This window comes from Streptomyces sp. NPDC047880 (assembly GCF_040706515.1).
GTDB lineage: Bacteria > Actinomycetota > Actinomycetes > Streptomycetales > Streptomycetaceae > Streptomyces.
On sequence record NZ_JBEZOK010000017.1, the window covers coordinates 172,985 to 194,048 of the forward strand.

Genomic DNA, 21,064 nt, shown 5'->3' on the forward strand with positions numbered 1-21,064 from the left:
GGCCTTCGTGTCACCCTTGACCCATGCCCGAAGGTGACACGGTCTGGCAGGCCGCGAAACGGTTGGACGACGCCCTCGCGGGCAAGGTCCTGACCCGCAGCGACCTGAGGGTGCCCCGCTTCGCCACCGCCGATCTCACGGGCCGTGCCGTCCTCGACGTCACTGCGTGCGGCAAACACCTCCTCACCCGCATCGAGGGCGGCCTCACCCTCCACTCGCACCTGCGGATGGACGGCTCCTGGAAGGTGTACGGGCACGGCCAGCGCTGGAGCGGCGGCCCCGGCCACCAGATCCGCGCGATCCTCGGCAACACCGACCGCACGGCCGTCGGCTACCGCATCCCCGTGCTGGAGCTTCTGCGCACGGCCGACGAGCAGCACGCGGTCGGTCATCTCGGCCCCGACCTCCTGGGCCCGGACTGGGACCCCGACCGGGCCCTGGCCAACGTCCTGAAGGACCCCGCCCGGGAACTCGGCGAGGCCCTGCTCGACCAGCGCAACCTCGCCGGCATCGGCAATGTCTACAAGAGCGAACTCTGCTTCCTGCTCGGCGTCACCCCCTGGCTCCCGGCCGGTGACCTGCCCCCGGACCGCGCCGCGAAGCTGCCCGCCCTCGCCAAGAGGTTGCTGGAGGCCAACCGCGACCGCCCGATCCGCAGCACGACGGGCCGCCGCGGCCAGGACCTCTTCGTCTACGGCCGCGCTCCGCGCCCCTGCCTCCGCTGCCGCACCTCGATCCGCGTCGCCGACCAGGGCGACGGCTCCCGCGAACGCCCCACCTACTGGTGTCCCACCTGCCAGCCGGGTCCCGCCCCGGCCCCGACCCGGCGCGGCCGCACCAATTGACGACCCGTCAGAAAACCTCGTACGGTCCCCTGTATGCCCGTCACGGCGTACGACCTCACCGGCCGCACGGTGTTCGTCACCGGCGCGGCGAGCGGCATCGGCCGCGCTTGTGCTCTCCTGTTCGCCGAGGCGGGCGCGACGGTGCACTGCGCCGACCGTGACACCGAGGGCTTGCACGAGACGGCGGTCCTGATCGGGGACAGCGGCGGCACCGCCCACACCCACACGCTCGACGTCACCGACCGGCACCGGCTGAAACAGGCCCTCACCTCGTGCGAGCGCATAGACGCCCTGGCCGCGGTCGCCGGGATCATGCACAGCAGCCCCGTGCTGGAGACGCGGGACGAGGACCTCGACCGGGTACTGAACGTCAACTTCAAGGGCGTCCTGTACGCCTGCCAGGAAGCGGCCCGCCTGATGATCGCCCAGGGCATCCGCGGCAGCGTCGTCACCATGGCCTCGGGCGCCGTCGACACGGGCGGCCCCGGGCTGCTCTGCTACGGCGCGGCCAAGGCGGCGGTGGTCCAGCTGACGAAGACCCTGGCCACGGAGCTGGGCCGGCACGGCATCCGCGTCAACGCCGTCGCCCCGGGCTGGATCCGCACCCCCATGACCGACCGCCAGGACAGCGCGTCCCAGGCGCACACGGAGTCCGTCATGGCGCGCATGTCACCCCTGGGCCGTGTGGGCGAACCCGAGGACATCGCCCATGCGGTTCTCCACCTGGCCTCCGACGCCTCGGCCTTCACCACGGGCCAGATCCTCCGCCCGAACGGGGGCGTGGCCATGCCGTGGTGACGGAAGCACTGCCACCACTGCCCCCGCCACCCCGAACCACCGCTCTACGCTTCCCCCGACTTCGCCCCGGCACCCCCGGCCCCCCAGACCCTCCGCAGCCGCCCGGCCCCCACCACTCCCCGCGCCTGTCGCTTGGGCACGCAATGCACGGGCAGCACGCTCAGCCCCCACCCCCCGGCCGCGACCGCCGCCTCCAGCACCCCTGCTCCGGGGACGGCCACCAGCCGGAGCACGGCCCACCACCACAGTGCCCCGAGCCCGAGCGCGACCCCGCGAGCCCCCCAGCGCCGGCTTCCCCAGCCTGCTATCCCCGCCACGGCCGCCACCTCCGGCCCGACGCTATGCCGCCGCCCCCGCACGCCGACAGGGCGCACCACAGGCACACGGGCGCGCCGCGGATCCCACGCGGGTCACGCGCGTGCGGACCACCCGCATCACACAGCCTTCCCGCGCCGCACAGACGTCCGAGCCGAGCGGTGGCACATCTCCCACCCGGCCCAGCGCCCGCTTCCGCTCGGGTCACCCGTTCTCGGCCTGGAACATCCAGTGATGCTTTTCCAGGTCCGCCGTGATCCCGATGAAGATGTCCTGGCTCACCGGATCCGGCTCCCCTGTCGTCTCGACCCGCTCCCGCATCCGCGCGATCACCGCTCCCAGCGCCTCGACCAGCGCGCCCACGGCGGTCGTGTCGTCGACCCACCCTTCCGGGGTCACCCCGATCCCGCTGCCGACCGCCACCGTCGCGGCACGCCCGTCGGGCGAGATACCGAGGGCGGCGGCGCGTTCGGCCACGGTGTCGGAGTACTTCCGCGCGGTGTCGACGACCTCGTCGAGCTGGAGATGCACGGAACGGAAGCGCGGCCCCACCACGTTCCAGTGGATCTGCTTCGCCACGAGGGCGAGATCCACGAGATCGACCAGGGCACCCTGCAGCGCCTCGGACACGGTCTTCAGGTTCGCGTCCGACAACGGGCTCTTCACGACGTACATCCGCACCTCCGAGGACTGCCCCCGCCATCCCCTCAACGATGACCGCCACACGCCACACCGGCAAATGCACACGAACAGGACACCCCGCCTGCGGGGCGGTGTCAGCCGGGCCGGGCAAGCGAAAACCCCGGGCGACGCCCCTCCGGATCTCCCGGAGAGGCCCGGCCGGGGCCTCACCATTTTCTCAGCGCCTGGTCGGGCGCCGCTCGCTTATGCCGCGTATGCGTGTAGCCTCACGCGGCGACGACGTCCACCGCTTCGGCGGGCGCCTTGATGGTCACCCGTTCCGGTGGCACACCGGTCACCGAGACGGAACCCAGCATCGAGCGAACCGGCGTGGGTACAGGCTCGCTGGGGGTGGCGGCAGCAGACTGGGCCAGCTCGGCGAGGGCAAGCTCGTCGCTCACTTCCCGCATGAGCTCGGACATCCGTACGTCCAGCGCGTCGCAGATGGCGGAGAGCAGCTCGGAGGAAGCCTCCTTCTGCCCCCGCTCCACCTCGGAGAGATAGCCGAGTGAGACTCGGGCGGACGAGGAGACTTCGCGCAGAGTACGGCCCTGGCGCTGGCGCTGCCGACGCAGCACGTCACCCAGCAGGCGACGGAGCAGAATCATCGGTGGCTCCCTCCTCGGACCGCGTAGCCGCATCCATTACGCCCCACCGTACCGCCTTGCGCCGCGGCCGTGCGGGGAGCGATGTCGTGTTCACTCAGGGCTGCAAACATCAAAACCCCCCGTTCCGTTCCGTATCCTGTGCCCGCTCATTCCCAGTCTGCTCGCTCGCAAGCTCCTTCAGGAGCAGTGCGAGTACGCTCCGTACACTCTCTCTACGAATTTCCGCGCGGCCGCCGTTCAACCGCAGAGCCTCCACTTTTCCGCCGCAGGCAGAACCGGCATCCGCCCCGGCGGGACCGTCCACGGCGACGAAGACCGTTCCGACGGGTTGCCCGTCCTGTGGCTCGGGGCCCGCGACGCCGGTGGTCGAGATGCCCCAGTCGGCGCCGAGCGCCTTGCGCACGCCGGCCGCCATCTGGGCCGCGACCTGCGCATCCACCGCTCCCCGGGCCGCCAGCAGGGCGGCGTCGACCTGGAGCAGGTCGTGCTTCAGGTCGGTGGCGTAGGCGGTCACCGAGCCCCGGAAGACCTTGGACGCCCCGGGAACCGACGTGATCTCCGCCGCAACGAGGCCACCGGTCAGCGACTCCGCGACGGCGAGCGTCCCGCCCTTCACCGTGAGTAGTCGGACCACGTCGGTGGCCGTGGAACTCACGCTTCCTTCTCCTCCAACGCGGCCTTGCGCGCGGCGATTCCCTGCCTGCGCAAGACAATGGCCTGTTTCACATAGTCGAGCCCGGTCACCACGGTCAGCACGACCGCCGCGGCCATCACCCACCACCTCAGGGTCGCCAGCCACCCCGTCAGTGCGAGCACGTACATGCCTACGGCCACGCCCTGGATGAGGGTCTTCAGCTTGCCTCCGCGGCTGGCCGGGATGACGCCGTACCGGATGACCAGAAAACGCAGCAGAGTGACCCCGAGTTCCCTGCCGAGGATGACGCCGGTCACCCACCACGGCAGGTCTCCGAGCGCGGACAGGCAGATCAGCGCCGCACCCATGATCGCCTTGTCGGCGATCGGGTCGGCGATCTTCCCGAAGTCCGTGACCAGGTTGTACGTGCGCGCCAGGTGACCGTCGAAGAGGTCCGTGATCATGGCGACCGCGAAAGCGGCCCAGGCGAGGGACCGCCATGCCGGGTCGTAGCCGCCGTCGGCGAGCATCAGGGCGACGAAGGCCGGTACGAGGACCAGCCGGAGCATGGTCAGGAGGTTGGCGATGTTCCAGACGCTGGCCTGGTTGACGGCCGCGGCAGCGATCTTCCCGCCCCGCGGGGTCTTCCCTTCGCCCTGGGCGTCGGTACCGGCCTCAGCACCGAGGACCGTCTCACCGGAACCGGAACCAGAACCGGCACCCTCGCCGGTGGTCCCACAGTCCCCGGCGTCGACAGCCCCGCCGTGCCCGCCGTCAGGAGCCCCGCCGGGTCCCGCAGCGTGCCCCGCACCGGACCCCCCGCCCTCGGCCGACCGCGCGACCGCGGCCGCGGGCGCCGTCCCCGAGGCCGCCGCAGCCGCACCGGCCGCGGCCCTCCTCGCTCCGGAGGAGCCTCCCGCCGCGGATGCCGGGACACCGGTCATCTGCCTGCCTCCTCACTCCACGCAGGCGACGCGAACGAGCCCTGAAGCGGCTCGGCCACCAGGTCGACACCTTCCGTACCGACCACCTTGGCCTCGACCATACGGCCGACACGCAGCCCCGCGCCGCTCGTGAGCAGCACCTGGCCGTCCGTCTCGGGCGCCTGGTGCTCCGCACGGCCGTACACGCCGTCCTCGTCGACGGACTCGACCAGGACCCGCACGCTCTGGCCGACGCGGTCCTCGGCCCGCTGCGAGACGAGTTCCTCGGCCAGGCGCGAGATGTGGGCCAGTCGCTCGGCCACGACGTCCTCGTCGAGCTTGTTGTCGTAGGTCGCCGCCTCGGTGCCCTCCTCGTCGGAGTAGCCGAAGACGCCGATGGCGTCCAGCCGCGCGCCGTTGAGGAAGCGCTCCAGCTCGGCGAGGTCGGCCTCGCTCTCGCCGGGGAAGCCGACGATGAAGTTGGAGCGGACACCGGCCTCGGGCGCCTTGCTGCGGATGGTGTCGAGCAGCTCGAGGAAGCGGTCGGTGTCGCCGAAGCGGCGCATCGCGCGCAGCACGCCGGGCGCGGAGTGCTGGAAGGACAGGTCGAAGTAGGGCGCGATCTTCGGGGTCGAGGTCAGCACGTCGATGAGGCCGGGCCGCATCTCGGCAGGCTGGAGGTAGCTGACGCGGACGCGCTCGATGCCGTCGACCTCGGCGAGCTCGGGCAGCAGCGACTCCAGCAGGCGGATGTCGCCGAGGTCCTTGCCGTAGGAGGTGTTGTTCTCGGAGACCAGCATGATCTCCTTCACACCCTGCTCGGCCAGCCACCGGGTCTCGTTGAGCACGTCGCTCGGGCGGCGGGAGATGAAGGAGCCGCGGAAGGACGGGATGGCGCAGAAGGAGCAGCGCCGGTCGCAGCCGGAGGCGAGCTTCACGGAGGCGACCGGGGAGCCGTCCAGGCGACGGCGCAGGGGCGCACGCGGGCCCGAGGCCGGAGCGAGGCCCTCCGGGAGGTCCGCCGGGGCCACGGCGGGCTCGGCCGGGCCGTGCCCGGGCAGGGCGACCGAGTTGGCCGACTCCTGGCGCTCCGCCGGGCTGATCGGCAGCAGCTTGCGCCGGTCACGCGGGGTGTGGGCGGCGTGGATGCCGCCGTTCAGGATCGTCTGCAGGCGGTCCGAGATGTCCGCGTAGTCGTCGAAGCCGAGCACACCGTCGGCCTCGGGGAGGGCCTCGGCTAGCTCCTTGCCGTACCGCTCGGCCATGCAGCCCACCGCCACGACGGCCTGGGTTCTGCCGTGCCCCTTGAGGTCGTTGGCCTCCAGGAGGGCGTCGACGGAGTCCTTCTTTGCGGCTTCGACGAAGCCGCAGGTGTTCACGACGGCGACGTCGGCTTCCTCAGCGTCCTCGACGAGCTGCCAGCCGTCCGCCTCCAAACGGCCTGCGAGCTCCTCCGAGTCCACCTCGTTACGGGCGCAGCCAAGGGTGACGAGTGCGACGGTACGGCGTTCAGGCATGGGCTCAAGACTACTTCGTCCCGCTGACACCCCACGTCGACGGGGTTGGCCGTTTCCCGGCCAACCCCGTACCAACCGGACCTTTCGGCCTGATCACCCGGCCTCGGGGTCGCCCTTCGTGTACGTCAGGCGTTCGACGGACCCCGGCTGGAAGTCCTCTTCGATCTTCTTGCCGTTGACGAAGAGGTCGATCGCGCCGGCGTCGCCGAGGACGAGCTGGACCTTGGAGCTGTCCTGGAAGGTCTTGGTGTCGCCCTGCTTCAGGACGCCGTCGAAGATCATCCGGCCGTTGTGGTCCTTGGCGGCGATCCAGCTGCGGCCGTCGGCGGCGGCCACGCGGACGGTGACCTTGTCCTGCGGCGCGGCGGCGATGGCGCTGTCCGACGGTTCGGGTGCGGACTCGGCGGGCTTCTTGGTCTTGGTGGTCGGCGATGCGGAGTCGCTGGGCGTGGAGCCCTCGGCCACGTTCGCCCCGCTGCCGCTGTCGTCGCCGCCCTGGAACATCGTGAAGCCGACGAAGCCGATCACGACGACGATCGCAGCGACCATGGCAGCGGTCCAGTTGGGGCCGCGCCGCTCTGGACGGATGCGTTCCGCCTCGAACAGGGGTGCTGCCGGGGTCGGTGCCGGCCGCCCGCCGTGTTCGTCGCCGTACTGGGCGAGCAGCGGCTCGGGGTCGAGGTGGACGGCCTTGGCCAGGGTCCTGATGTGCCCACGGGCGTAGACGTCCCCGCCGCAAGCGGAGAAGTCGTCCGCCTCGATGGCGTGCACGATGTTCATGCGGACCCGGGTGGCGCTACTGACGTCGTCGACGGTCAGCCCGGCAGCGATGCGAGCCTGCTGCAGGGCACGGCCGATGGAGGGGCGGGCTTCCTCGCGGTCTGCTTCGACGTGCTCGTTTTCGAACGGACGCTCGTCTTCAGGGGAGTTGCCGATGGACACGGGGGCGCCTTTCGAGCGTGTAGCCGCCTGTGCTGGAAGTTCAGTCTAGGGGGGTACCAAAAGGGTGGGGCAACCGGGCGGTGTCACTTTGTACGCCATCGGAATGGCCCGACATTCCGATGGTGGGGTCGCTGTTCGTTGCTTCCCTCAACTTGACGTACGCCGACGGGAAACGGTTGCTCGGTGATCCCTTACGGGTGAGTCACGATCCGGACCCGATTGCCGTAACGCCCCGTGCGGCGACCACCGTCTCCCGCTTCCCTACCCTTCAGACTCCCCCCGGATCAGGGCGAGCACGCCATCCAGCTCGTCAGGCTTCACAAGAACGTCACGAGCCTTCGAACCCTCACTCGGTCCGACGATGTTCCGGGACTCCATCAGGTCCATCAGCCGGCCGGCCTTGGCGAAGCCGACGCGCAGCTTGCGCTGGAGCATGGACGTCGACCCGAACTGCGTGGAGACGACCAGTTCCGCGGCCTGGCACAGCAGGTCGAGGTCGTCGCCGATGTCCTCGTCGATCTCCTTCTTCTGCTTGGTGCCCACGACGACGTCGTCCCGGAAGACGGGCGTCATCTGGTCCTTGCAGTGCCGGACGACGCCCGCGATCTCCTCCTCGGTGACGAACGCGCCCTGCATACGGGTGGGCTTGTTGGCCCCCATCGGCAGGAACAGCCCGTCGCCCTTGCCGATGAGCTTCTCGGCGCCGGGCTGGTCGAGGATGACCCGCGAGTCGGCCAGCGAGGACGTGGCGAACGCCAGGCGTGACGGCACGTTCGCCTTGATCAGGCCGGTGACGACGTCCACCGACGGCCGCTGCGTGGCGAGCACCAGGTGGATGCCGGCCGCGCGCGCGAGCTGCGTGATGCGCACGATCGCGTCCTCGACGTCGCGCGGCGCGACCATCATCAGGTCGGCGAGCTCGTCGACGATGACCAGCAGGTACGGGTACGGCTGGAGCTCGCGCTCGCTGCCTTCGGGCGGTTTGACCTTGCCCTCGCGCACGGCCTTGTTGAAGTCGTCGATGTGCCGGTAGCCGTAGGCGGCGAGGTCGTCGTAGCGCAGGTCCATCTCGCGCACGACCCACTGGAGCGCCTCGGCGGCCCGCTTGGGGTTGGTGATGATCGGCGTGATCAGGTGCGGGATGCCCTCGTACGCGGTCAGTTCGACCCGCTTGGGGTCGACCAGGATCATCCGGACGTCCTCGGGGGTCGCCCGCATCATGATCGAGGTGATCAGGCAGTTGATGCAGGACGACTTGCCGGAGCCGGTGGCGCCGGCGACCAGCATGTGCGGCATCTTCGCCAGCGAGTGCATGACGTAGCCGCCCTCGACGTCCTTGCCGAACGCGACCAGCATCGGATCGTCGTCCTCGGCGGACTCCGCCAGACGGAGTACGTCGCCGAGGTTCACCATCTCCCGGTCCGTGTTCGGGATCTCGATGCCGACCGCGGACTTGCCGGGGATCGGGCTGATGATCCGCACGTCCGGGCTGGCGACGGCGTAGGCGATGTTCTTCGTCAGGGCGGTGATCCGCTCGACCTTCACGGCGGGGCCGAGCTCGACCTCGTAGCGCGTGACCGTCGGACCGCGGGTGAAGCCGGTGACACTGGCGTCCACCTTGAACTCGGTGAAGACCGTCGTCAGCGACTCGACGATGAGGTCGTTGGCGGCACTGCGGGCCTTGCCCGGGCCGCCACGCTCCAGCAGGTCCAGCGACGGCAGCGAGTACGTGATGTCGCCGGAGAGCTGGAGCTGCTCCGCGCGCGCGGGCAGGTCGCGGGGTTCGGCGGGCGGGGTCTTGGTGAGGTCGCGCACGCCGGGCTTCGGCCGCTGCGGTTCGGGCGCGGCCTGCTCGGCCTTGTCCTGCTTGAGCTTCTCCTGCTGGGGGCGCGCGGCCGGGACGGGCGTCGGCGTGGTCGCCTCCTGGTCCCCCACCCGTACGCCCTGGGTGAGGTCCGCGACGACCGGAGAGGGCGGCATGCCGTGCAGCACGGCCCCGTCGAGGGCCGCGGCGGCCGCCGCGGCGACGTCCACGGCGTCCCTGGGCCGGTCCATGTCGGGCTGCGGCACCGCCGAGCGGCGCGGGCGGCCACGACGCCGCGTGAGCGCCTCCTGCTCGGCACCATCGGGGTCGTACGCCCCGGGCGCCGGCGCTCGCCTGCCGCGCGGGCGCGCGGGCAGCGCCTCGCGCCACTGCTCGTCGTAGCGCTCGTCGTCGTCGGCGAAGGCGAACTCGTCCTCGGCCGGGTCGCGGACGAGCCCGAGACGCACCCCGAGCAGCCGCAGCCGCTGTGGGATGGCGTTGACCGGGGTGGCCGTGACGACCAGCAGCCCGAAGACCGTGAGCAGCACCAGCAGCGGCACGGCGAGCACGTCGCCCATGGCGTACGACAGCGGGGTCGCCATGCCCCAGCCGATGAGGCCGCCGGCGTCCCTTATGGCCTGCATGCCGTCGCCGCGCGCGGGTGATCCGCACGCGATGTGGACCTGGCCGAGCACGCCGATGACGAGCGCGGACAGGCCGATGACGATGCGTCCGTTGGCCTCGGGCTTCTCCGGGTGCCGGATGAACCGCACGGCGATGACCGCGAGGAGTATCGGCACGAGCAGGTCCAGGCGGCCGAAGGCACCGGTGACGAGGATCTCCACCAGGTCGCCCACCGGGCCCTTGAGGTCGGCCCAGGTGCCCGCGGCGACGATCAGCGCGATGGCGAGCAGCAGCAGCGCGACACCGTCCTTGCGGTGAGCCGGGTCGAGGTTCCTGGCGCCCTGCCCTATGCCGCGGAACACGGCGCCGACGGCGTGCGCCACACCGAGCCACACGGCCCGCACGAGCCGGTAGACACCACCGGTGGGACTGGGGGCCGGTCTGGGCGCGACCTTCTTGGCCGCGGCCTTCCTGGCGGGCGCCTTCTTCGCGGGAGCCTTCTTGGCGGCGGCCTTCTTCGCCGGAGCCTTCGAGGCCGCCTTCTTCGCGGGCGACGGCTTCTTGGCTGCGGAGGGACGTGAGGCCATGTGTGTGAGGTTACCGGGGGAGACGACAGGGGACACGTGTGTCCACGGCTTCACCCGTTCGTGTCGCCCCGGGAGAGGCACGAAACTGACGCGTGGTCACGGGCGGGCAATCCCGCCTGCGGGCGCGTCAGTTCTGCGAGGACACCGAGGAAGTGCTCCCGGTGCCCGGCTCCAGCGCGTCCAGCGCCCGCCGCAACCCCGTGAGCTTGCGCTCCAGATGAGCCGCCGTGGCCACCGCGGCGGCGTCCGTCGACTCGTCGTTGAGCTGTTTGGTCAGCGCTTCGGCCTGCTCCTCGACGGCCGCGAGCCGCGCGGAGAGCTCCGCGAGCAGCCCGGCCGACTCCTTGGCCTCACCGCCCGCGTCCTTGCCGTTGCCCTCCAACTGGAGCCGCAGCAGCGACGCCTGCTCCCGCAGCTGGCAGTTCTTCATGTACAGCTCGACGAACACGGAGACCTTCGCGCGCAGCACCCACGGGTCGAACGGCTTGGAGATGTAGTCCACCGCGCCCGCCGCGTAACCCCGGAAGGTGTGGTGCGGGCCGTGGTTGATCGCCGTGAGGAAGATGATCGGGATGTCCCGGGTCCGCTCGCGGCGCTTGATGTGCGCGGCCGTCTCGAAGCCGTCCATCCCCGGCATCTGGACATCCAGCAGGATGACCGCGAAGTCGTCCGTGAGCAGCGCTTTGAGCGCTTCCTCCCCGGACGATGCCCGCACCAGCGTCTGATCGAGCGCAGAGAGGATCGCCTCCAGCGCCAGCAGATTCTCCGGCCGGTCATCGACCAGGAGGATCTTGGCCTTCTGCACCATGGCCCGCCCTCCTCGCCCCGGCGTGGGGCCTCCCCTGTCCGCAGGACCTGTGACAGCACCGGTGGGTGCCGCCCCAGCGGACGACTCCCTTGCGCCGCCCGTCCTTGTGCCGGTCATCGTAGCCGCACCCTGCCCGTCGCCACACCCTGTCACCGTGATGTCACTGTGCACGTAGCAGAAACGCAGCAGGAGACCAGAAGGTTCCCCAGATCCTGTACTTCTACACGACTATGCGCACACCGAGTCCGCAACTCCGTGTGAACACCGAACCTTCCCGTCATGGTCGCGCAACTGCCCAACGTTCCCCTCATTCTCCTCGCATCCACTGATCCATCACCGTCAGCAGATGATCGGGATCGACCGGCTTCGTCACGTAGTCGGACGCTCCGGACTCGATCGCCTTCTCACGGTCGCCCTTCATCGCCTTGGCGGTCAGCGCGATGATCGGCAGACCGGCGAACTGCGGCATCCGGCGGATCGCCGTGGTCGTGGCGTACCCGTCCATCTCGGGCATCATGATGTCCATCAGCACGACCGCCACATCGTCGTGCTGCTCCAGGACCTCGATGCCCTCCCGGCCGTTCTCCGCGTACAGCACGGACAGGCCGTGCTGCTCCAGGACGCTGGTCAGGGCGAAGACGTTGCGGATGTCGTCGTCGACGATCAGGACCTTCTGGCCGCCGAAGCGGATGCCGCGGTGCGGCTTCGGCGCCGGCTCCTGTTCGGACGGTGTCCACTGCTCCAGCTGGGCCGGGCGCGGCGGCAGCTCGGGCATCCTGCGGCGCCGCCGGAACAAGGCGGCAGGCCCGTTCTGCGTCTCGCGGTACGACTGCACCTCGGCCGGCGTCTCGGTCTCCACGTCCGACAGCTCGGAGGGGTCGGCCTTCGACGCCACCAGGTCACCGGCCTCCAGCGACGGCAGCTGCTGCTGGTAGCCCTGAGGCGGCAGTTCACTGGGGTGCAGCGGCAGATACAGCGTGAAGGTCGAGCCGCGCCCCGTCTCGCTCTGCGCGTGGATCTCACCGCCGAGCAACTGGGCGATCTCCCTCGAGATGGACAGCCCGAGGCCCGTCCCGCCGTACTTCCGGCTGGTCGTGCCGTCGGCCTGCTTGAACGCCTCGAAGATCACCCGCATCTTGCTGGAGGCGATGCCGATCCCGGTGTCGGTCACGGAGAACGCGATCAGCTCGGCGTCCGGGTCGGTCAGCGAGCCGGTCTCCATGAGCTGCTCGCGGATCCGCTGCGGCACGTCGTCCCGCGCCGGCCTGATGACCAGCTCCACCGAACCGGAGTCGGTGAACTTCACCGCGTTCGACAGCAGGTTGCGCAGCACCTGCAGCAGCCGCTGTTCGTCGGTGTGCAGCGTCGCGGGCAGCTCCGGCGAGATCCGCACCGACAGATCCAGGCCCTTCTCCGCGGTCAGCGGCCGGAAGGTGGCCTCCACGTAGTCCACGAGCTGGACGAGCGCGATCCGCGTCGGGGAGACGTCCATCTTGCCCGCCTCGACCTTCGACAGGTCGAGGATGTCGTTGATCAGCTGGAGCAGGTCGGAACCGGCCCCGTGGATCGTCTCGGCGAACTCGACCTGCTTCGGGGAGAGGTTCCCCTCGGCGTTGTCGGCGAGCAGCTTGGCCAGGATCAGCAGCGAGTTGAGCGGCGTACGCAGCTCGTGCGACATGTTCGCGAGGAACTCGCTCTTGTAGCGCATCGACACCGCGAGCTGCTCGGCGCGCTCCTCCAGGACCTGCCGCGCCTCCTCGATCTCGGTGTTCTTCACCTCGATGTCGCGGTTCTGCTGGGCCAGCAGCTCGGCCTTCTCCTCCAGTTCGGCGTTGGACGCCTGAAGGGCCTTCTGCCGCTGTTCCAACTCGGCCGAGCGCTCGCGCAGTTGCTCGGTCAGCTCCTGCGACTGCGCCAGCAGCAGCTCGGTCTTGGTGTTGACGGAGATGGTGTTGACGCTCGTCGCGATCATCTCCGCGATCTGGTTCAGGAAGTCCTTCTGGATCTGCGTGAACGGTGTGAACGACGCCAGCTCGATGACGCCGAGCACCTTCCCCTCGAACAGCACCGGCAGCACGATCACCTGCGCGGGCGGCGCCTCGCCGAGCCCCGAGGAGATCTTCAGGTAGCCGCTGGGAGCGTTCTCGACCAGGATCGTGCGCTTCTCCGTGGCGGCCGTCCCGATGAGCGCCTCACCGGGCTCGAACGACGTCGGCATCGAGCCCATCGAGTAGCCGTAGCTGCCGAGCATGCGCAGCTCGTACTGATCGTCGTCCGCGGCGTTCATGTCCTCGCCGTCGACAAGCGGCATGGCCAGGAAGAACGCGCCGTGCTGCGCGGAGACGACCGGCGTCAGCTCGCTCATGATCAGCGACGCCACGTCCTCCAGGTCCCGGCGGCCCTGCATCAGCGCCGAGATCCGGGCCAGGTTGCCCTTCAGCCAGTCCTGCTCCTTGTTGGCGATCGTGGTGTCGCGCAGGTTGGCGATCATCTTGTTGATGTAGTCCTGGAGCTCCTGGATCTCCCCGGACGCGTCCACGTCGATCTTCAGGTTCAGATCGCCGCGGGTCACCGCGGTCGCCACGCGCGCGATGGCACGCACCTGCCGGGTCAGGTTCCCGGCCATCTCGTTCACCGACTCCGTCAGGTCACGCCAGGTGCCGTCCACGTCACGCACGCGTGCCTGGCCGCCGAGCTGTCCTTCCGTACCCACCTCACGGGCGACCCGGGTGACCTCCTCGGCGAAGGACGACAGCTGGTCGACCATCGTGTTGATGGTCGTCTTCAGCTCCAGGATCTCGCCGCGCGCGTCGATGTCGATCTTCTTGGTCAGGTCGCCCTTGGCGATGGCCGTGGTCACCATGGCGATGTTGCGCACCTGACCGGTCAGGTTGGACGCCATCTGGTTCACGGACTCGGTGAGGTCCTTCCACGTCCCCGCCACACCGGGTACGTGCGCCTGCCCGCCGAGGATGCCGTCCGTGCCCACCTCACGGGCCACCTTGGTGACCTGCTCGGCGAACGAACTCAGCGTCTTCACCATCGTGTTGATGGTGTCGGCGAGCTGCGCCACCTCACCGCGCGCCTCGATCGTGACCTGCCGTGTCAGGTCACCGTTGGCGACCGCCGCCGAGACCTGGGAGATGTTCCGCACCTGAGTGGTGAGGTTCTTCGCCATCAGGTTGACGTTGTCGCTCAGGTCCTTCCAGATGCCCGTGACACCCGGCACGTGCGCCTGACCGCCCAGGATGCCCTCGGTGCCCACCTCACGGGCCACCCGCGTCACCTGCTCGGCGAACGACGACAGCTGGTCGACCATCGTGTTGACGGTCGTGACCAGCTCGAGGATCTCGCCCTTGGCGTCGACGGTGATCTTCTTCGACAGATCACCCCGGGCCACCGCCGTCGTGACCTCGGCGATGTTGCGCACCTGGATGGTCAGGTTGTTCGCCATGCCGTTCACGGACTGGGTGAGGTCCTTCCAGGTGCCGGAGACGCCCTGCACCTCGGCCTGACCACCGAGGATGCCCTCGGTACCCACCTCACGGGCCACTCGTGTGACCTCTTCGGCGAACGACGACAGCTGGTCCACCATCGTGTTCAGGGTGTTCTTCAGCTCCAGGATCTCCCCGCGCGCGTCCACGGTGATCTTCTGGGACAAGTCACCCCGGGCCACGGCCGTGGCCACCTGTGCGATGTTGCGCACCTGGCCGGTCAGGTTGGACGCCATGCCGTTCACGGAGTCCGTCAGATCACGCCACACCCCGGCCACGCCCGGCACCTGCGCCTGACCGCCCAGCCGGCCGTCCGTACCCACCTCGCGGGCGACCCGGGTCACCTGGTCGGCGAAGGCCGAGAGCTGGTCGACCATCGTGTTGATGGTGTTCTTCAGCTCCAGGATCTCCCCGCGCGCGTCCACGTCGATCTTCTGCGACAGGTCACCCCGGGCCACCGCCGTCGTCACCTGGGCGATGTTGCGCACCTGAGAGGTGAGGTTGCCGGCCATCGAGTTGACGGAGTCGGTGAGTTCCTTCCACGTGCCCGACACACCGTCGACACGGGCCTGACCGCCCAGGCGGCCCTCCGTGCCCACGTCCCGGGCCATCCGTGTCACCTGGTCGGCGAAGCTCGACAGCTGGTCCACCATCGTGTTCACGGTGTTCTTCAGCTTGAGCATCTCGCCGGAGACGTCGACGGTGACCTTCTGCGAGAGGTCGCCATTGGCCACCGCCGTCGTCACCTGGGCGATGTTCCTCACCTGACCGGTGAGGTTCCGGAACGCCGTGTTGACGGAGTCCGTCAGGTCCTTCCACGTGCCCGCAGCGCCCGGCACCTGCGCCTGGCCACCCAGCTCACCCTCGACACCGATCTCCCGCGCCACACGCGTCACTTCGGCACCGAACGCGGACAGCTGATCCACCATCGTGTTGACGGTGTTCTTCAGTTCCAGCATCTCGCCGGCCACGTCGACCGTGACCTTCTGCGAGAGGTCACCGTTGGCCACCGCCGTCGTCACCGCGGCGATGTCCCGCACCTGAGTGGTCAGATTCCGGAAGACCGTGTTCACCGAATCGGTGAGGTCCTTCCACGTCCCCGCGGCACCCGGCACGTTCGCCTGGCCACCGAGCTGCCCCTCGGCGCCGACCTCGTTGGCCACGCGCGTGACCTCGTCCGCGAAGATGCGCAGCGTCTCGGTCATCTGGTTGATCGTGTCGGCGAGCTGCGCGACCTCACCGCGCGCCGGCACGGTCACCTTGCGCGACAGATCACCGTTGGCGACCGCGGTCGTCACCTCCGCGATCCCACGTACCTGAGCCGTCAGGTTCCCGGCCATCGTGTTCACCGAATCGGTGAGTTCCTTCCACACACCGGCGACGCCCGGCACCTGCGCCTGCCCGCCCAGCGCGCCCTCGGTACCCACCTCACGGGCCACCCGCGTGACCTCGGACGAGAACGCCGACAGCTGGTCCACCATCGTGTTGACGGTGTTCTTCAGCTCCAGCATCTCGCCGGCCACCTGGACCGTGACCTTCCGCGACAGGTCACCCTTGGCGACCGCCGTCGTCACCAGCGCGATGTCCCTCACCTGGGCCGTCAGCCGGTACGCCATCGTGTTGACGGAGTCCGTCAGGTCCCGCCAGGAGCCCGACATGCCCCGCACCCGGGCCTGCCCGCCCAGCTTGCCCTCGGTGCCCACCTCACTGGCCACACGCGTGACCTCGTCGGTGAACGTCGACAGCTGGTCGACCAGGTTGTTGACGGTCCGTCCGACCTTCAGGAACTCGCCCCGCAGAGGCTGACTGTTCCCGTCCGGCACCTGGGTCCGCAGCTCCATCCGCGGCGACAGATCACCCTCCGCCACCGCCGACAGCACCCGGCCGACCTCGGAAACCGGCCGCACCAGGTCGTCCACCAGGGCATTGGAGTTGTCGATCGCCGTCGCCCAGGAGCCCTCACAGGCACCCGTCTCCAGCCGCTCGGTCAGCTTGCCCTCACGGCCCACCATCCGCCGCACCCGCGACAGCTCACCCGTCAGGTGCAGATTGCGGTCGGCCACCTCGTTGAAGACCGCCGCGATCTCGGCCATCACGCCGTCGCCCGACACCGTGAGCCGCTTGCGGAAGTTCCCGTCCCGCATCGACACCAGGGCCGCCATCAGCCGGTTCAAGGCAGCCGTGTCCACCTCGGTCGTGCCGCTGCGCACCTTGCCCTGGTTGACCGGGGACTGTCCGCCCTTCGCGCGCGTCTTCTTGCCACGCGTCGCTGCGCCAGACTCCACTGTGTCCCTCCCGCAGGGGTCGACCGTCACTGCTGTGCTCGGGTACCGCGCTCGGCGTACCAGTTACTACTGCGTATTCTCTGCCCTGCATACCAGGCCGCTTCCACGGGGCTGCTGCCCACGATCACTGCCGGACACACAGCCCGCCCGGACCTTCACAGGAAGCCTGCCCAGTGTTTCACCCCGGCCGAACCAGGCCATAACAGTTCGGCAGCTTCGCACATCGTCCGCACACCCTCCGGACGGAAACACTGCAGACCGGCATCCGCACGGACCGCGAAGGTAAGTAACCTTGCATCCGGCTGTCCAGCCGCGCCGGTCCCGTCCGGCCTGGGCGGTGGCACGAAGACGAGCGGGCATCGGAGGGGCGGCCGCACACAACATGACCACCGGACTGATCCCGGGGGAACAGCCCTCGGACCCCCGGCCGACGGGCAGCCTGCCGCAGCAGCGGCGCGAACCGGTCGGCCCCGCAGCCCAGCACGTCGAGAACCGGTCGAGGAGTTCTGTGATCACCGCGCGCGCGGCCGCCAGTTTCGAGCCCGTCGGGCGCTCGGTCGCGAGCGCCCGCTCGTTCGTCCGCGACACCCTCCAGGGCTGGGGTTTCGCCGACATCGTCGATGACGCCGTGGTTCTCACCAGCGAACTGGTGACCAACGCCGTGGTCCACGCCGGCACCTCCGCCGACGTGCTGTGCCTGCGCAGCGACGACGGCGTACGCATCGAGGTGGCCGACCGCTACCCCGAACGCGAGATCCCCCTCCAGGGCACCGCGATCAACATGGGCAGCCCCGACCGCGAAGGCGGCCGCGGCCTCCAGCTGTGCGCGGCCCTCGCCGGCCGCTGGGGCGTCGAGTACACCCCCACCCACAAGACCGTCTGGTTCCAACTGGACCTGCCCGCACGTGCGGTGGGCACCCGGGCGGCGGGCCCGGCCCTCCCCTCCGACCTCCTCCCCCTCGCCGACGGCCGGGTCCGCGTCGCCGTCATCCAGATCGACCGCACCGGCCACATCGCCGCCTGGAACGAGGACGCCGAGGAACTCTTCGGCTACCCCGCCGAGCAGGTCACCGGCAAGCCCCTGACCGACCTCGCGGCCTGGCCCCACACCCCCGGCACCAGCACCGGCATCGCGGAAGCCCTCCGCCTCTCCCGCTGGGAAGGCAGCTACGGCATCCGCGCCGCCACCGGCCGCGTCACCCCCGTCTACGCCTCCCACCTGCGCGTCCGCGACACCGGCGGCGAGCCGTCAACCGTGTGCCTCCTGGTACGGGACCACGAACGGGCAGTTCTGCAGACACCCCTGCGCGTCCCCGCCTCGGACACCTCCACCGGCGCCGAGGGCCAGAGCACCGACCCCTTCGAGGTCTTCATCGGCTCCCCCGCCCCGGACGATCTCGACGGCCTCCTCCAGCGCACGGTCGAACGCGCCCGGGACATGCTCGACGGCGACTCGGCGTTCCTCCTGCTGGCCACCGACGACGAGACGGAACTGGAGGTCCGTGCCTCCACCGGCCTCCCCTCCGCCCGCCAGCGCTTCGCCCGCGTCCCCGTGGAGGCCGGCCCCGGCCGCTACGGCTCGGCCCGCATGCCCGCCGTCCACGACGACCTGACCGCGGTCCCCGGCGCGGTACCGCTGCTCAACGGCACGGGCATGCGCTCGGTCGTCACCGTCCCGCTGAAGGTCGAGGGCCGCCTCACCGGCTCCCTCGGCGTCGCCGCCGAAGCGCCCGCCCGATACTCCAACGAGGAGGCCCTGCGCCTCCAGTTCGCCGCCGACCGCATCGCCCTCGCCGTCGAGTCGGCCCGTCTGGGTGAACTGGAACGCCTGCGCCGCGGCTCACTCAGCTTCCTCGTCGAGGCCTCCGACCTGCTGGCCGGCACCCTGGACCGCGACCAGACCCTGGCCCTCATGGCCCAGATGACGGTCCCGACCCTCGCCACCTGGTGCGCCGTGTACACGATCGCCGACCAGGCTTCCGAGCCCTACCTCTCGTACGTGCTGCACGAGGACGAGGAACTCATCGACGGCATCAAGTCCCTGCTGTCGAAGGTCCCGCCGCCCGACCCGGTCCCCACCCCCGGCGCCCGGGTGTGGACGGCCCCCGGCGAGGTCGCCCACCAGGCGGCCCTGCGCAGCTCCATGCGCAGCCTCGGCCTCAGCGGCAGCCCCACCCGCCAGGTCACACCGGGCATCGGCCCCACCCTGGCCACCGCCTCCGCCGTCGGCGGCGAGACCGTCGTCCTGCCCCTGGTCGCCCGCAACCGCGTCATCGGCATGCTGACCCTCGGCAAGCCCACCGACGAGCACTTCCGCCAGGAGATCCTGGAACTCGCAGAGGACCTCTCCCGCCGAGCCGCCCTGGCCCTGGACAACGCCCGCCTCTACTCGGAGCGCACGGCGATCAGCCAGTCCCTCCAGCGCAGTCTGCTCCCCCCGGAACTTCCCGAGATCGAGGGCGTCGAGGTCGAGGTGATCTACCGCGCCGCGGGCGAGGGCAACGAGGTGGGCGGCGACTTCTACGACGTCTTCCCCATCAGCGACGGCGCCTACGGCTTCGCCATCGGCGACGTCTGCGGCACGGGCCCGAACGCGGCGGCCGTCACGGGCCTGGCCCGCCACGCCCTGCGCCTGCTGGCCCGGGAGGGCCTCAGCGGCCCCGCGGTCCTGGAGCGCCTCAACTCCGCGATCCTCGACGAAGGCGCCCGCAGCCGCTTCCTCACCCTCCTCTACGGCGAGATGCGCCGCCAGGAGGACGGCAGCGCCGAGCTGAAGGTGGTCTGTGCCGGGCATCCGCTCCCGCTGCGCCTGCGCCAGGACGGCTCGGTCGAACCGGCCGCGGAACCCCAGCCGCTCCTCGGCGTCATCGAGGACCTGGAGCTGTACGAGCAGACCGTCACCCTCGATGCGGGCGATGTCCTCCTGTGTGTCACGGACGGCGTCACCGAGCGCCGTGAGGGTGCCCGCATGCTCGGCGACGACGGCCTCGCCGATGTACTCACGACCTGCACGGGCCTGACGGCCGGCGCGGTCGCGGCCCGCATCATGCGCGCGGTGGAACGCTTCGCGTCGGACGCCCCGTCGGACGACATGGCGATCCTGGCGATGCGCGTCCCGGGTCCGCACAAGGACTAGGAGAACGCGAAAGGCCCCACCCGAGAGGGTGGGGCCTTTTCTGCTGGAGCCCCCAAGCGGAATCGAACCGCTGACCTTCTCCTTACCATGGAGACGCTCTACCGACTGAGCTATAGGGGCCTGTTGCTTTGCGAGGTTTCCCCCGCGGCAACGGAATAGATCATACCCCGAACAGACCCGTGCTCCCAACCACGTCAGAACGCGGGTTGCAGCAGCCCTCCGAGGGCATTGCACGCGGACACGATGCGCTGCATGTCCCGCTTGGTCAGCGACGCGTCCACAGGCAGCGCGAGCGTCTCGTCGGAGGCCCGCTCGGTCTCCGGCAGCGCGACGCACCGCCGGAATTCGGGCAGCCGGTGCACGGGCGTCTTCACGGGCACCCGGCACGCAACTCCCCTGGCCCGCACGGCCCGTGCGAACGCATCCCGATCGGGCCGCCCGTTGCCGGGCACCCGCACGACGTACTGCTGGTAGGTGTGCCCGTCACCGTCGTCCGGCACCCGGACACCCCTCAACTTGGCGTGGAGGTAACCCGCGCGCTCCCTGCGCTGGGCTATCTCGTCGTACGGCGCCTCGGACTCGCCCTGTTCGAGGACGAGCAGTCCGTGCCGCTGCCCGAGCGCGTGCAACCGCGGAATGTCGGCGAGCCGGCCGAAGCGGTGTACGACAACCACGGCCGCGGTACGCGGAGTCACCGCCGCTTCCACAGCAGCGGCGTCGAGGCAGTAGGTGGCGGGGTCTATGTCGGCGAACACCGGCAGAGCCCCGGCCTTGGCGACGGCCTCGGCGACCTCGACGTTCCCGAAGGCCGGCACCACGACCTCGTCACCGAGTCCGACACCGGCGGCCCTGAGCATTGCAGCAGTACCCATGCTGTGGATGCTGCTCGTGCCACGTGAACTTCAAGTGACGCGAAACAAAAAAGGGTTGGACCCGAAACCGAAGTTCCGGGTCCAACCCTTTCAATGATTGTTCGGCGGCGTCCTACTCTCCCACAGGGTCCCCCCTGCAGTACCATCGGCGCTGTAAGGCTTAGCTTCCGGGTTCGGAATGTAACCGGGCG

Annotated in this window: 14 protein-coding genes, 1 tRNA gene and 1 rRNA gene; 3 read left to right on the forward strand and 13 right to left on the reverse strand. The window is 69.9% G+C overall.

Annotation, left to right across the window (positions count from 1 at the left end; genetic code table 11):
• The first annotated feature begins 23 nt into the window (after positions 1-23).
• Positions 24-845, forward strand: coding sequence for a DNA-formamidopyrimidine glycosylase family protein (locus tag AB0937_RS24830; protein WP_366714375.1), 822 nt, complete (start codon positions 24-26; stop codon positions 843-845).
• A gap of 33 nt (positions 846-878) precedes the next feature.
• On the forward strand, positions 879-1,643 hold the full coding sequence (locus tag AB0937_RS24835; RefSeq protein WP_366714376.1) for an SDR family NAD(P)-dependent oxidoreductase: 765 nt from the start codon (positions 879-881) through the stop codon (positions 1,641-1,643).
• A gap of 44 nt (positions 1,644-1,687) precedes the next feature.
• Here the strand turns inward: AB0937_RS24835 and AB0937_RS24840 are convergent, their stop codons facing one another.
• From AB0937_RS24840 to AB0937_RS24885, 10 genes are all read right to left on the reverse strand, one after another.
• On the reverse strand, positions 1,688-1,960 hold the full coding sequence (locus AB0937_RS24840; RefSeq protein ID WP_366714377.1) for a hypothetical protein: 273 nt from the start codon (positions 1,958-1,960) through the stop codon (positions 1,688-1,690).
• Positions 1,961-2,162: 202 nt separating this feature from the next.
• The gene (locus AB0937_RS24845) at positions 2,163-2,633 is read right to left on the reverse strand and encodes a DNA starvation/stationary phase protection protein (protein ID WP_351633363.1); all 471 of its coding nucleotides are present in this window, start codon (positions 2,631-2,633) and stop codon (positions 2,163-2,165) included.
• Between the two features lie 233 nt (positions 2,634-2,866).
• Entirely contained in the window at positions 2,867-3,247 is a 381-nt protein-coding gene (locus tag AB0937_RS24850; RefSeq protein WP_033314530.1) for a helix-turn-helix transcriptional regulator, read from the reverse strand.
• Positions 3,248-3,356: 109 nt separating this feature from the next.
• Positions 3,357-3,902: a nicotinamide-nucleotide amidohydrolase family protein gene (locus AB0937_RS24855; protein ID WP_366714378.1), complete on the reverse strand. Its 546-nt coding sequence runs from the start codon at positions 3,900-3,902 to the stop codon at positions 3,357-3,359.
• The gene (gene pgsA / locus AB0937_RS24860) at positions 3,899-4,825 is read right to left on the reverse strand and encodes a CDP-diacylglycerol--glycerol-3-phosphate 3-phosphatidyltransferase (RefSeq protein ID WP_366714379.1); all 927 of its coding nucleotides are present in this window, start codon (positions 4,823-4,825) and stop codon (positions 3,899-3,901) included. Before pgsA ends, AB0937_RS24855 begins: the two co-directional genes overlap by 4 nt.
• A complete protein-coding gene (gene rimO / locus AB0937_RS24865) occupies positions 4,822-6,321 on the reverse strand; it encodes a 30S ribosomal protein S12 methylthiotransferase RimO (RefSeq protein WP_366714380.1) in 1,500 nt (499 codons plus the stop codon). The genes pgsA and rimO overlap by 4 nt, the downstream gene beginning before the upstream one ends.
• A gap of 93 nt (positions 6,322-6,414) precedes the next feature.
• Complete coding sequence (locus AB0937_RS24870) at positions 6,415-7,263, reverse strand: RodZ domain-containing protein (RefSeq protein WP_366714381.1); 849 nt, start codon at positions 7,261-7,263, stop codon at positions 6,415-6,417.
• A gap of 261 nt (positions 7,264-7,524) precedes the next feature.
• Positions 7,525-10,278, reverse strand: a complete 2,754-nt coding sequence (locus tag AB0937_RS24875) for a DNA translocase FtsK (RefSeq protein WP_366714382.1) — start codon at positions 10,276-10,278, stop codon at positions 7,525-7,527.
• A gap of 127 nt (positions 10,279-10,405) precedes the next feature.
• Positions 10,406-11,086, reverse strand: a complete 681-nt coding sequence (locus tag AB0937_RS24880) for a response regulator (protein ID WP_030853408.1) — start codon at positions 11,084-11,086, stop codon at positions 10,406-10,408.
• A 307-nt stretch (positions 11,087-11,393) separates the two neighbouring features.
• Positions 11,394-16,865, reverse strand: coding sequence for a HAMP domain-containing protein (locus AB0937_RS24885; RefSeq protein WP_366714383.1), 5,472 nt, complete (start codon positions 16,863-16,865; stop codon positions 11,394-11,396).
• A 382-nt stretch (positions 16,866-17,247) separates the two neighbouring features.
• Here AB0937_RS24885 and AB0937_RS24890 point away from each other — a divergent pair, with 382 nt between their 5' ends.
• Positions 17,248-20,001, forward strand: coding sequence for a SpoIIE family protein phosphatase (locus AB0937_RS24890; RefSeq protein ID WP_366714384.1), 2,754 nt, complete (start codon positions 17,248-17,250; stop codon positions 19,999-20,001).
• Between the two features lie 44 nt (positions 20,002-20,045).
• On the opposite strand, the gene AB0937_RS24895 is transcribed toward AB0937_RS24890, so the two are convergent.
• The 3 genes from AB0937_RS24895 to rrf all read right to left on the reverse strand — a co-directional run.
• Positions 20,046-20,121, reverse strand: a tRNA-Thr gene (locus AB0937_RS24895).
• A 74-nt stretch (positions 20,122-20,195) separates the two neighbouring features.
• A complete protein-coding gene (locus tag AB0937_RS24900) occupies positions 20,196-20,858 on the reverse strand; it encodes a DegT/DnrJ/EryC1/StrS family aminotransferase (RefSeq protein WP_366714392.1) in 663 nt (220 codons plus the stop codon).
• A 114-nt stretch (positions 20,859-20,972) separates the two neighbouring features.
• Positions 20,973-21,064: ribosomal RNA gene (rrf, locus tag AB0937_RS24905) — 5S ribosomal RNA — on the reverse strand; the annotation flags it as partial.

Coding starts and splice junctions, on each gene's coding strand:
- AB0937_RS24830 (WP_366714375.1), top strand. CDS start 24: ATGCCCGAAGGTGACACGGTCTGGCAGGCCGCGAAACGGTTGGACGAC.
- rimO (WP_366714380.1), bottom strand. CDS start 6,321: ATGCCTGAACGCCGTACCGTCGCACTCGTCACCCTTGGCTGCGCCCGT.
- pgsA (WP_366714379.1), bottom strand. CDS start 4,825: ATGACCGGTGTCCCGGCATCCGCGGCGGGAGGCTCCTCCGGAGCGAGG.
- AB0937_RS24875 (WP_366714382.1), bottom strand. CDS start 10,278: ATGGCCTCACGTCCCTCCGCAGCCAAGAAGCCGTCGCCCGCGAAGAAG.
- AB0937_RS24880 (WP_030853408.1), bottom strand. CDS start 11,086: ATGGTGCAGAAGGCCAAGATCCTCCTGGTCGATGACCGGCCGGAGAAT.
- AB0937_RS24835 (WP_366714376.1), top strand. CDS start 879: ATGCCCGTCACGGCGTACGACCTCACCGGCCGCACGGTGTTCGTCACC.
- AB0937_RS24900 (WP_366714392.1), bottom strand. CDS start 20,858: ATGCTCAGGGCCGCCGGTGTCGGACTCGGTGACGAGGTCGTGGTGCCG.
- AB0937_RS24850 (WP_033314530.1), bottom strand. CDS start 3,247: ATGATTCTGCTCCGTCGCCTGCTGGGTGACGTGCTGCGTCGGCAGCGC.
- AB0937_RS24890 (WP_366714384.1), top strand. CDS start 17,248: ATGACCACCGGACTGATCCCGGGGGAACAGCCCTCGGACCCCCGGCCG.
- AB0937_RS24845 (WP_351633363.1), bottom strand. CDS start 2,633: ATGTACGTCGTGAAGAGCCCGTTGTCGGACGCGAACCTGAAGACCGTG.